Genomic DNA, 10,892 nt, shown 5'->3' on the forward strand with positions numbered 1-10,892 from the left:
CTTCACTCCACCACGCCGGGAAACGATGCGGCCTGCCGCCGCGGCTTCGCCTGCTGGCCTGCAAGGCGTTCGGATACCTGCGCCTCGATCGCCGCGATGGGATCGGTCCCTGTCGCGACGGCGACTTCCTGCGGCTTTGCCGTAGGATCAGCCGCGGGCGGGAGGATATCGGGGGTGATCGCGAGGAACGGCGGGGCACTCTCCGCAGCGGCAAGCAGCCCCTGGTTGCGCGTGGGATTGCGCCCGCGCATCGCCATCGCGTCCATCGCATCACCGCGACCGGGCAAGACGGCCTCGGTCCTGACGGTCCGCCGTGCGTGGATCATGCCCGTCGCATCGGTGTAGCCCGGAAAGACAACGGCAAGCTCGTAACTGGGGGCACTGGTCGCCGTCATGGGAGCGGACGCGAGAACGGTGCTGTGGACCGGAGCATCGATCCCGTCATCCATCTGGTAGGGACCGGCGGGATTGAGCAGATCGGTGGAGCTCGTTTCCTCGATCCGCGATATCGCGTTGTCGTCGATCACGGTGGAGGGGGCGCACACACCGTCGGGAGCATCGCACCGGAAACTGCCGCTCACATTGGTGCCCAGTGTGGTGCAGGCCGAGAGCGCGCCGCCAAGCGCGGCGATGGTGAGAATGGCTTTGCTGTTCACGATGCACTCCCTTGGATCCAGCTTTCGAGGAATTCGCGGGGGCGGTAGCCGTGAACGACGGCACCATCCTCGCGGACGATTACGGGGGTTCCATTGAAGCCATGCTGGCGCGCGAAAGCTTCGTTGGCATCGAGCCCCGACGTGTCGCATTCCGATCCGGTGGTGATCGACCCGCCATCATACGCCTGATTCACGGCCCGGCGCTTGTCGGGAGAGCAGATCACGGCTTCGGAAATCGGGCGTGTGCCGAGCACCGAGATTGGGCGCTCGACGACCTTCACGTTGAGCGTCTCGAGGGTCTCATGAAGCCGCTTGCAATAGCCACAGCGGAAGTCGCTGAAGACGGTGACCGTCTTTGTCCCCCGGCCCATCACGACCGCGCCGTTCTGCGGCAACGCAGCCAGCGCGCGAGGGTCGATCTGATCGTCGATCGAGCCGCCCGTGGCATCGCCTGCGGCGGGCGCTTGCATGTCGGCGCTGGCCGTTGCCGATTCTCCGCCGCCTCCCCCAATCAGCATGTCGGGGTTCATCTCGAGCAGCCGCGCCGCCGTCAGATCCTGCTTGGTCTCCATGTCGTAGACGCGGCCGATAATGAGATAGCGAGCGCCGTGATCGATGTAGAAGAGGTTCTGCCGAGCCTGCACCTCGCATACGCCCTCGATCTTCTCGCAGTCGATCGCGGTGATCTCGGTCTTGGGCAGGCGTTCGGCGAGAGCCTGTTGCACCGCAGCGTCCGAGGAACTCTGCGCGAGAGCCTGGGCTCCAAGGGCAAGAACGCCTCCCGCGCCAAGGATCCCGACTGCTTGAACAGTCCGGACGAGACCGGCTTTATGATCGCCGTGCATGAGCCGCTTGAGGGTCAAATTCTTCAGCATGATTGCCTCTCAGTTCCTGATGAAGGTGCCGTCGAGGAACACGACCTCGACACTTGCGCCGGTGGGCATCTCGACGACGGGCTGATATTGCTCCGCGCGCTCGATGAGATATTCGGAGAGGGTCGTGCCGGCCTGTTCGGCACCGCCGCCAAGAGCGCGCAGTCCGACCTCACTTGCATCCGGGTCTTCGCGACCCCCCGAGATGATGGGCGCGTTGAACGAGCCGTTGAGGGCGGTGCCGGCGCTGCTGACGAGACCAGCGAGGAAGGCCTGAGTCGTCAGAGACCCTTCGCGGCTGACCACCCGGCCGCGAACGCCGACCTTGCCGCCGAAGGCGATGAAGCCCTTCACCTCCGACACCGCGAAGCGGCCGCCAGGCTGCGCGCAGGTCATGCGCTGGAGCTTTACGTAGACCTTCTCCGAGGAAAGGTCGCCGTAAGCCGCGCCGTTCACCATGCAGCCCTGTACGCGAGTGGCGAGAAGGCGGCCCTCGCTGTAGACCGAGCGCGCTGGTCCGGTGATGCGGAGAAGCACCGGGAGCGGATCGCTCTGGCTGCGTGTGTTGGTGGTGGCGTCGACCCCCACGACCACCGTCGCCTTCGCGATCGAGTTGGGAGGCAAGTAGTTCGGAGAGTCTGTGTAGATGGCGGGCGACTTGGAAGCGTCGATCCGCGAACCCGTGCCACCATTCGCCGTGAACGAAACCATCTGCACATCGTTGGCGCGCCGCGGCGGCTGCGGCGGCGCCGCGACAGGCGATGAGGAGGGGGCGACCCCCAAAGCCTGTGCAGCGGCGACCGGACCCGGAGCACTCGGGCGGGCGTTCCCGCGGCTCGCCTGCTGGCGTAGCTGCTCGTTCTCGCGCTCATATGCTTCCAGAACACGCTGGCCATCGCGAGCCATCGCGGCGTTCTCGTTGCGCAGACTCTCGACCTGCGACTGAAGCTCCATCATCTGGCCGGCCTGCGCCTCGACGCCCTTCAGCCGCTGCCCCTGGGAGTTGATCTCGCCCTCGTACATGGCGACCCATTCCTGGTCGACACGCTGGCGGTTCATGAGGGCGTCGGTCGAGACCGTGGTCTCGGTACCGTCGTCCATCGCCTGTTCGATGGTATCGTCGGTATCGAGGACGTACATCGAACCCGCGATCGCGATGACGCCCACCAGCCCGTACATCAGCATCTTCTGACGCTTCTGGGTCTGGTCGTTCTCCGCGATCGAACCCCTCTCGTCGAGCTCATCGTGCTCGTCATATCCGGCGGCATCCAGATCCTTGGGTTTGCGCTTCAGGAGATCCATCTCAGTTACCTTCCTGTGGGAACGACGACATAGACGGCAGTCGCCTGTCCACTCGCGAGGTCGCGGTTTGAAATGCTAACGGCGATCGCACCGTCGCCGGCGATGAGCTCTTCCTGCAGCGTCATGGGAGCGGCTCCGGTGTTCTCGATCCGAAGAACCTTGCCCGTCATGGTCGGGCTGCGATATTCGCTGACCAGCTGGACCTTGATGTCGCCGACGTTCACCGGCGCGCGAGCGGCGTCGCTGATCTCGAAGCCCGTCACGGGACGCTGTTCGAACATCGCCCGAACGAGGCCCACCGCACGATCGTCGAGCGAAGCAGCTTGCAGCGTTTCGGCCTGCGGCTGCGGATGCTCGATATCCGCGTTGGCCACGAAGACCTGCAACGCGCCGTCACCCGACACCTGACAGTCGAACTTGTAGACGTATCCCTTCTGCGTCGTGCCGAAGAAGGAAATGTTCGGCTTGGTGTAGCCTCCCGGCACCGACAGATAGATGTCGCCGCGCGTGGGTTCGTGGACAATCGAGAAGTCCTCGGCCTCGATACCGCTCTGGACGCGCGACACGGCGACGAACTGATCGTCCTTGAGCGCGATCCGGGTAAGGTCTGATTTCGACGCCTGACAACGTACCTCGCCGTTGTCGACGGCGAGAATGTGTTCCTGCGCGAGTGCGGGCGCAGCCGAGATGACGAACGCGCCTGCGATGAGCGCCGCGCCGCTCAAGCGCGTAAGGTAGCAGTCGAGACGCGAGGCCAACAGCCCGCCGGAGACGATCATGAGCGAGGAAATGACCGGGTTCATTCTTCCTCTCCTTCTTTCACGACGACGCCGAAGCCCTTCAGACGGAGCGAGACGCCGGTATATTTCCAGTGGAACTCGAAGACCTTGTGTTCGCGGCGCACGTCGCGCGAACCGACGATCGTATGGAGCACGCCGCCGACCTGGCTCGTGAGTTCGTCGGGGTCGGTCCTGATCCAGTCGATGGTGACGAACTGCGTGACCTGAGAGCCTTCCTGCTCGGCCATGATCTCCATCAGCTTGGCTTTAAGCGCGCCGCGCGACTCCGGCGCGGCGATGGCGACGATCCCGTCGAGCCAGTACTGGAGGGTTTCAGGCGAGCGATTGAGCGCAAGCTGCGCGGTGTCGCGTGTTACCGCCTCGAGATACTCGGGCGTGACCGACGAGGAGCTAAGCGTCATTTCGCTCGGGAGGATCGGCTGCAGGACGACCTCCCGATCGCGCGTCGAGGCGGCCGTGAACATCACAACCACAAGGATGCCGAGAACGATGCAGATGAGCGCGAGGAGATTGCGCTGTTTCAGCGTCCGTTGCGACGCCTCGTGAGCAAGAGAAAGTTCCATTTCAGCCCGCCATCACACGAAGATGAGAAGGCGGAGCGACCTTCAGACCAAAGAACCCACCCGGCAGATGCCAATAGGCAAAATGCACAACCCAATACATCGAACGCCCGGCTTTTATTTTGCGATAGAAAAACCATGCAGCGACACTGAAGAGAAGTCCGATAACGATGTGCTGCGCAAGAATTCCCCATCCGAATGGAATCAACATTATGAGGAATTCATCAAGCGTCCAGAACCCGATCAACTCGGGATCGTCGAGGTGTCTTGGGATTGAATACTGGTCCAAAGGTCGTCACCGCCAATTTGGGGGCGGCTGCGTCTCGCGAGGCAATCAGCAGGCCGCATCCCGTGGTGAGAGTCCGATCGAAAAATCAGACCGTGCCGGTAATCGTCGAGGTGACGATCGGCACGCCCGTGCCGGCACCGACCCCCACACCAACCGGGATCGCGACCTGGCCAAGCGAAAAGCGACCGGAGGCAAGCGCCACGATGCCGCCGGCAAGCGACAGCACGGTGATGATCTTACCGCCCGAGCCTTCGAGGAAGTTGGTGAACTGCGTCAGCGCGGTATCGAACGTGGAGTCGGTACCGGCCATCGCGGCATCGATTCCGAATACGCTCATCCCGGCCGCTGCAGCCAAAGCGACGGCAAGGTTCGCGCCGCCCTTCTTGAGGTCGAGTGCTTTCATTGTCTTTCCCTTCTGGTTTGACGAATGGCGCAATGCGCCAAGACCAGAAGGGGAGATCGGGAACCATTTCTCAACTATTGCGTGGGTATCTTTAGCTTTACCCGACTTCGAATCACCGTTTGCATGGCCGCTCGGCATCGAAATTCGTCCCTACCGGGTGCAAAAACGAAGCCACTTGGCTACGCCAGTGTGCCTACCTGGCAAGAAATCGGGCCCACGATGGACCGAATACAGAGCCAGCTGGCCTGTATGCAGAGCCACCTCCCCCATCTAAACACAAAATCTGATTCTCTGACCTTTCGAGCCGCTGACAGGGCGCGCCCGCACAAAGATTTGAGGGGGCGAGGAGCTTCTATGTCAGACGACAGCGAGGTTGTGCATGAGTTGCTGATGGGCGAGCAGCCCTTCGCGATAATCGCGGACGCGATCCGAATCCTCACGGTTGAAAGGTTGAAGTTTCAGCGCCTGAAAGACGTTATTATTGAGGCCATCAACTCCCGCCCGAAACCTACCAAGGAACAGCTCAAGCTTTTCGCGGGGCAGCTCCCGCTAGACGGCCGAGTGCGGATCTATCTTCGCCTTTCGCGCCCACTCAACGCCAGATTGGACGAGATAAAGACTGATTTGAGTGAGCGTCTCGGTGGCCCATGCGGTGTCCGGGAGACGGTTGTTTTCTGCGCGCTCGTCATTTCTCAACGATAAAGTTTGTCTTGCCAAACATCGCTACCCTCTTCCAAGGTATGCGTATGCATAGGGCGGGGCATCGGAGGAACTATGTCCGAGGGGTCACAGCGAGCTGAGATAAAAAGCTGCAGTCAGCTTCAGGAGGAATATTCGGTCCTCATCAGAGATCAGATGCAGAAGCGCGGCGTGAGCGTGCGGAAGCTGGTCAACGAAGGGGTCATCCGGCGTAGCCATCGCAACCGCTTCTTCGAACGCATTGCCGAAGGATCGCTCCCGATCGCTGAGTTCCATGCCGTGTCTGCACGACTCGAAATCGATCCGATCCGCGCTGCGATCACAGTTCAGTGTTTCTCGGACCCAGCTTCCTATGAAGATCCGTGCTGCGAGACCTCGGCTCTCGTTGCGATCGCTATGGCCACCCATCTGCCAGGCGAGCTCGCTGCCTGCGAAGGCACCTTCGAGACCATTCGCGACGAACTCTGCAACGGAATTGCAAAAAACACGTCTTCCGCAATCGCAAAATACCACCGCAAGCTCGAAGACCGACGCAACGGTGGAGACTTCGATTTCGCCTACGGTTGAGCGTTGCTCGGACTACCTGGGTGGTCTCTGCTGGCCATCCGGCGCCCCACATGTCGCAACATAGCGCTCTCATTGCCGAACAGGGATCTGGCGCAGAATGAAATACGGAAAGCAGCGGAGGTCTAAATGAAAGCCCTCGTCGTCAATCAAGCGAAAAGCGGCGATGTCAATTTCAAGCATACGCGGTTCGGACGGAACGAGGCGATGTTCGGTGAGCTGGATCGGACAGCTTCGGGCTCGGTCACCATATGCAAGAGGCACGCTGGTAGCCAGGAATCATGAAGCAAGAAGCTCTCATCGCCTGGACGTCGCTCTACATTGCCGTCGGTATCATGGCGCTGATGTGCGCTGTCCTCGCTGTTCTGGTAACCGCACACGATTGGCGCGCCGGAAGGTGGCGTCCCGCCCTCGCCACCCGTCTCGACAAGACGCTGCTTCTGCCAAAGATCTGGCTTCGCTGGCAGATCAACTATCTCAAAGGCGCACCGGTCATCGTCGCGGTAGCTTTGTATTACGCCTGGAGCGTGGGGTTCTCAGTTTTCTGGGATCTTTGACGGCCGAGCGAAGGAAACCAGCTTTGTCCTCCTGAACGGGTTGGCAGCGAGTAACGGCGGAGACCGCACTTCGGGAGCCGCGCCGCCATCGAGCGCCGACATGATCGTTCGCACATAATTGCGGGTCTCCCGGAAAGGCGGGATCCCGTCGTACTGCTCAATGCGGCCCGGACCGGCGTTATAAGCCGCCAGCGCAAGTTCCCACGAACCAAACCGATCGAGCTGCTCGCGCAGATAGCGCGCGCCGCCAGTTAGATTCTCGCGCACGTCCCACGGGTTGCGGACATTCAGATAGCGCGCGGTCCCCGGCATGAGTTGCGTGAGTCCCATCGCGCCTGCATGACTTCGCGCGTGGGGACGATAGCGGCTCTCTTGCGCAACCAATGCGTCGAAAAGCGTTACGGGAACTCCGGCTTCGCAGGCTGCTGTAAGAATATTATGGAAGTAGAGGCGCCGGCGCGTTTGGGCATCCGCGCTGATGCCCTGACGAGGAAAGTACCCTGTCGTGAGGCAATCCGGATCAGGAAAGTATGCTCTGCGGCGATAGACGCTATAGTCGAATTTCGGGCGCCCTCCCCTCATCCAATCCGGCACGAAGGTCGCTGCCGGAACAAGGTCGAGTGACGGCTCGGCCCCGGGCTCCATAGTCGCGTTGAGGTTCGCGAAGTCGGCCTCGAGTGCCGAAGCTCGTGATGGCAGAGCCTGGGAATCGTTGAAAGGCGAAGCCGCCGATGGAACACCCGGTATGAGCATTACAAACGCGGACGAGCGTTCTGGCGAGAATGTTTGCAATTGCGCTTGCTGCGCGGATGCCGGGACAGACAGGAAGAGGATTGCAACCAGTAGATTTTTCATAACCATACCTTTCGGCATGGTTTTTCTATCGCTTCGCTCTTCTAGATGCGCCCAGACTGATAGGCAATGCTCCGCAATCGATCCGCTCTCATATCACGGGTGAAGCCGCGTATCGAGCGCGAAGCGTTCCTGCTCGACCAGTTCATAGGCACCGGCTGCTTTCACGGGATCGAACATCAAGTTCCAGCTTTTTGACGACACGGCGCTCGGTATCAGCAAGAATGCATGGTTCTCGAGTAGTGCGTTGCCGAACGTCTGCTGTCCTGCACTCGGTATCCCAGGTGACAGCCAGTTGGGATTGGGTACGTCGCCCGGTTGCACGATCTTTACCGTCGAGGGATCCTTAACGCGCAACGCAGTCAATACGTGTGGAACGGTATCAAGCACGCGGAAGGTCTTATGGACCGCAACCTCAAGAATAGCGGTAGACGGATCTATCGCGCAGTAAACCACTCTCTTGCCTGGAGCATTCCACCGGCCTCCGACGCGATAAGCGCCTTCGCCACTATTCCATGTCGCTCTGAAATCGTCGTGGTCGAGACGCCAAGCGTGGATGTCCTCAGACCCCAGCCCTCCCGGCAGCGGCGTCACGCGTATACGCCATATTTCAGTCGTTCAAGGTGGGTTTCGACTAGCTCCGTGCCTGCCGGCGTGCTGAGAAGATCGATCGGCAGACGCTGATTCAGCCCCAAGGCTGGGCGGTTGAAGAATGCCTCCGCGTCCTCTTGATTTCCGAACACCTCGATTGCTTCCTCGAGCAGCTCAGCGAATTTCCACGCCCGTCCGCTTTGTTCAAGGCTCAATCGCTTTGGCGAATCCTCCCTTTTTCGGCGCTGCAGGGTACGAAGACTGATACCCATCGCCTTCTCGAAAGCGCCGGGCTGCTGCAACAAGGCAACGTTCTCGGACAAAAAGATCAGTGCTCCGCCGGGGAAACCCTTTTCGATCACCTCGTGCGCGTCGAGACGATTGCGGAGCGGCCGCTTGAAGGTTGATTTGCCCCCAAGCCGGCGGCCCGCTCGGGTAACGATCGCATCATCCTCTCGTTCAATCACTGTCGCCATATGTCACCTGTCGTTTGTAGAGCGACATATGGCATCGAGAGCGATCTTGTCAATTCACTGTGAGCCCCAAGAGACTGATGCGTGCAGGCGATTTGGCGGGGTTTCAGTCTCGATCAGTGCCTCACACGGCCGGGTGCAGAATAGCTGGCGTCAGGCTTTTCGTTTCATAAAGCTGACTTCCACCGCTGCGTACGGTGTGCCTGTCAAGTTCCCAATTGCGCGGACGTTTCCAGTAGCTGCTGAGACCCGTTCAATGGATTGATTTTACGTTCTTATTTTCGGAGCGAGAGCAAACGGGCGTTGCTGGGACAACGCGAGATTTCATTCCAAGATTGCTCTGGGCTACAAACTGGCCTTACATCGGCGGAAATCGTGGTCGGCTGAATGCATTTTGTCGATCTCTCCAACCCTCTCTAAATGAATGGCAAAGCACCCCGGACGGGTGTCGGGGCACTGGCTGTCTGCCGCCTGCGTCCCAACCCCATCAGGGTAAGATCGATGTCGCTTTCGGTTCAGTGGCGGGGACCAGATAGCATTCGTGAAACGGAGTGACGTCGGATGCTCACGGCGTTTCCAAGCACCGGTTGGCTTCGAATTTGTTTCCGCAGATTGGTCTACAAACCCGCTCATGCGAACAAGAAAAAAGGCAGGAACCGTTGCCGGTCCCTGCTTCGCAAGTGCGGTCAGAACTCATCTGACATTGCCCCATGCACCGTATTCACAACGCGCGCTGCAAGGTGCGCCGGAAGTGCGTTGTAGTCGCCCTCGTCCAAGGCAAAATATCCCAAGCGCTTGTCCTCAACGATGTGCTGATCGAAGAAGCTGTGCAGCGCCCTTCGCTCTGCCACAGCCAGCGCGGCAAAGTAGCGTTCCGAGTTCGAATTGTGCTGAGCAATTGAAGCCATTGTATCCTCCTGATGTCTGCCGTTGACGGCAGGAGCAGGACGGATGGGCGTGCGGCCGGTGGGTCAGGGATCGCCCGCTCGGGCGACCGCGAAGCGGCGGTAGGGGTAACGATTTTGTCGGACCGTAGCGCAGCGAAGGGGAGGCAAAATGGTGGGACCCTGCCGTCCTTGACGCGCCGGTTGCGCGGCCATCAGAATGGGACAACCGTGAGCCAGGCCCCCTCCCCTACGATCCCGAGCTAGATCGCTGCCGAGACCTTCTGCGCGACCTCTGCGAGCGTCGCCTGAAGACGATTGATTTCCGATAGGCTGGTACCGCTGGGCACGTATCGCGTAACAAGGAACTCGCGCGACTGCGACATGGCGTGCAAGTGTTCGCGTGTCCGTTTCCTAAGCACTAGACCACGATCGACAGCGAGGTCCGCCCTTGCCGCGAGGTTGTGCTGGAGCCCCCGGACTTGACCCGCGCTGTGACCCGATTGGAGAAGGAATGCGTTCAAGTACAGTTCGACCGCATGGATCGCGACCATGCGAAACGGTGCCCGCGACCTCGGCTGTCCAGGCCGCCCATTCTGGACGAGAAGCTGTGCCGCGAACCGATACTCATCGGCAAGAGCAACCACCTCGGTAGCAGTCGCGGTCTCACCCGGATAGCAGACGATTGCTTGGTCAGTCATGGAGCTCTTGGTAGCACCGCTTTGGCAAACGATTACTGAAAGATTTTCGGGTTTTGATACAACAGAAGGGGGCCTGTCCGGCTCGGACAGGACCCCTTTCGGATTGAGATCGAGGAGAGAGTTCAGTCGATCTCGGGAGCATCGGTGTTGTCGTGCTCATCGCCCGAACCGTTGCCGCGAGAGAGGAAGTCGACCTTGTCCGCGAGAATCTCGGTGCCGTAGCGCGTGACCCCATCCTTGTCCTCCCACTGGGTGTAGTGGATGCGGCCCTGGACGCTGACCAGCTGGCCCTTGGAGCAGTACTGGCCAACGGTCTTGGCGAGGCCGTTGAAGCAGGTCACCCGGTGGAACTCGCTTTCCTTGGCGGTGTAGCCGTTCTCGTCCTTGTAGGTCTTGCCATCCTTGTCGCGTGCAGGGCGATCGGTGACGACGGTGATCCCGGTGACATTGGTACCACCCTTGGTCTCGCGGGTTTCCGGATCGCGAGCGATGCGGCCGGTGAGGATTGCGATATTGGTCATGATGTAAGTCCTTCAGTTCCTCAAACCGGAGACCATCTCCGGCTTGCGAACATCTGAAAGAAGCAGGGCATGGGAGGACAGCACCGCAGGAGCTAAGCTCCAAGGGAAACCTGTTCATGACGGGTGGTGCGGGCAGGCGCGCGAAGCGCGACCACACGGCCGGAAAGG

At 60.4% G+C, this 10,892-nt stretch carries 16 protein-coding genes; 3 read left to right on the forward strand and 13 right to left on the reverse strand.

Features of this window, described 5'->3' with window-relative positions; genetic code table 11:
• Nucleotides 1-2: 2 nt before the first annotated feature.
• The 7 genes from GRI69_RS15210 to GRI69_RS15240 all read right to left on the reverse strand — a co-directional run bounded on the left by GRI69_RS15210 (nucleotide 3) and on the right by GRI69_RS15240 (nucleotide 4,882).
• Nucleotides 3-656: a hypothetical protein gene (locus GRI69_RS15210; RefSeq protein WP_063612618.1), complete on the reverse strand. Its 654-nt coding sequence runs from the start codon at nucleotides 654-656 to the stop codon at nucleotides 3-5.
• On the reverse strand, nucleotides 653-1,531 hold the full coding sequence (locus GRI69_RS15215) for a DsbC family protein (protein ID WP_227819756.1): 879 nt from the start codon (nucleotides 1,529-1,531) through the stop codon (nucleotides 653-655). Before GRI69_RS15215 ends, GRI69_RS15210 begins: the two co-directional genes overlap by 4 nt.
• 9 nt (nucleotides 1,532-1,540) lie before the next feature.
• Nucleotides 1,541-2,830, reverse strand: a complete 1,290-nt coding sequence (locus GRI69_RS15220) for a TrbI/VirB10 family protein (RefSeq protein WP_082863935.1) — start codon at nucleotides 2,828-2,830, stop codon at nucleotides 1,541-1,543.
• A 5-nt stretch (nucleotides 2,831-2,835) separates the two neighbouring features.
• On the reverse strand, nucleotides 2,836-3,633 hold the full coding sequence (locus GRI69_RS15225) for a type-F conjugative transfer system secretin TraK (RefSeq protein ID WP_063612617.1): 798 nt from the start codon (nucleotides 3,631-3,633) through the stop codon (nucleotides 2,836-2,838).
• The gene (locus GRI69_RS15230) at nucleotides 3,630-4,193 is read right to left on the reverse strand and encodes a type IV conjugative transfer system protein TraE (RefSeq protein ID WP_119587720.1); all 564 of its coding nucleotides are present in this window, start codon (nucleotides 4,191-4,193) and stop codon (nucleotides 3,630-3,632) included. The genes GRI69_RS15225 and GRI69_RS15230 overlap by 4 nt, the downstream gene beginning before the upstream one ends.
• Before the next feature lies 1 nt (nucleotide 4,194).
• Entirely contained in the window at nucleotides 4,195-4,479 is a 285-nt protein-coding gene (traL, locus tag GRI69_RS15235; RefSeq protein WP_063612615.1) for a type IV conjugative transfer system protein TraL, read from the reverse strand.
• A gap of 85 nt (nucleotides 4,480-4,564) precedes the next feature.
• Nucleotides 4,565-4,882: a hypothetical protein gene (locus GRI69_RS15240; protein ID WP_063612614.1), complete on the reverse strand. Its 318-nt coding sequence runs from the start codon at nucleotides 4,880-4,882 to the stop codon at nucleotides 4,565-4,567.
• Nucleotides 4,883-5,236: 354 nt separating this feature from the next.
• On the opposite strand from GRI69_RS15240, the gene GRI69_RS15245 reads away from it, so the two are divergent.
• The 3 genes from GRI69_RS15245 (at nucleotide 5,237) to GRI69_RS15255 (ending at nucleotide 6,702) form a co-directional block, all read left to right on the forward strand.
• Entirely contained in the window at nucleotides 5,237-5,584 is a 348-nt protein-coding gene (locus GRI69_RS15245) for a hypothetical protein (RefSeq protein ID WP_160729026.1), read from the forward strand.
• Nucleotides 5,585-5,737: 153 nt separating this feature from the next.
• Nucleotides 5,738-6,148, forward strand: a complete 411-nt coding sequence (locus GRI69_RS15250) for a hypothetical protein (RefSeq protein ID WP_160729027.1) — start codon at nucleotides 5,738-5,740, stop codon at nucleotides 6,146-6,148.
• 278 nt (nucleotides 6,149-6,426) lie between these two features.
• A complete protein-coding gene (locus GRI69_RS15255; RefSeq protein ID WP_063612611.1) occupies nucleotides 6,427-6,702 on the forward strand; it encodes a hypothetical protein in 276 nt (91 codons plus the stop codon).
• Here the strand turns inward: GRI69_RS15255 and GRI69_RS15260 are convergent.
• From GRI69_RS15260 to GRI69_RS15285, 6 genes are all read right to left on the reverse strand, one after another.
• Nucleotides 6,682-7,557, reverse strand: a complete 876-nt coding sequence (locus tag GRI69_RS15260; protein ID WP_160729028.1) for a lytic transglycosylase domain-containing protein — start codon at nucleotides 7,555-7,557, stop codon at nucleotides 6,682-6,684. The two genes, GRI69_RS15255 and GRI69_RS15260, sit on opposite strands and share 21 nt — an antisense overlap.
• A gap of 93 nt (nucleotides 7,558-7,650) precedes the next feature.
• Nucleotides 7,651-8,148 (reverse strand): RES family NAD+ phosphorylase, encoded by a 498-nt coding sequence (locus tag GRI69_RS15265; protein ID WP_119587717.1) that lies wholly within the window; start codon nucleotides 8,146-8,148, stop codon nucleotides 7,651-7,653.
• Nucleotides 8,145-8,621 (reverse strand): type II RES/Xre toxin-antitoxin system antitoxin, encoded by a 477-nt coding sequence (parS, locus tag GRI69_RS15270; protein WP_063612609.1) that lies wholly within the window; start codon nucleotides 8,619-8,621, stop codon nucleotides 8,145-8,147. Before parS ends, GRI69_RS15265 begins: the two co-directional genes overlap by 4 nt.
• A gap of 683 nt (nucleotides 8,622-9,304) precedes the next feature.
• Nucleotides 9,305-9,526: a hypothetical protein gene (locus GRI69_RS15275; RefSeq protein ID WP_160729029.1), complete on the reverse strand. Its 222-nt coding sequence runs from the start codon at nucleotides 9,524-9,526 to the stop codon at nucleotides 9,305-9,307.
• Between the two features lie 239 nt (nucleotides 9,527-9,765).
• A complete protein-coding gene (locus GRI69_RS15280) occupies nucleotides 9,766-10,203 on the reverse strand; it encodes a hypothetical protein (RefSeq protein ID WP_202392055.1) in 438 nt (145 codons plus the stop codon).
• A gap of 122 nt (nucleotides 10,204-10,325) precedes the next feature.
• Nucleotides 10,326-10,724, reverse strand: coding sequence for a single-stranded DNA-binding protein (locus tag GRI69_RS15285; RefSeq protein ID WP_160729030.1), 399 nt, complete (start codon nucleotides 10,722-10,724; stop codon nucleotides 10,326-10,328).
• Nucleotides 10,725-10,892 lie beyond the last annotated feature (168 nt).

Source organism: Qipengyuania vulgaris (assembly GCF_009827325.1).
GTDB lineage: Bacteria > Pseudomonadota > Alphaproteobacteria > Sphingomonadales > Sphingomonadaceae > Qipengyuania > Qipengyuania vulgaris.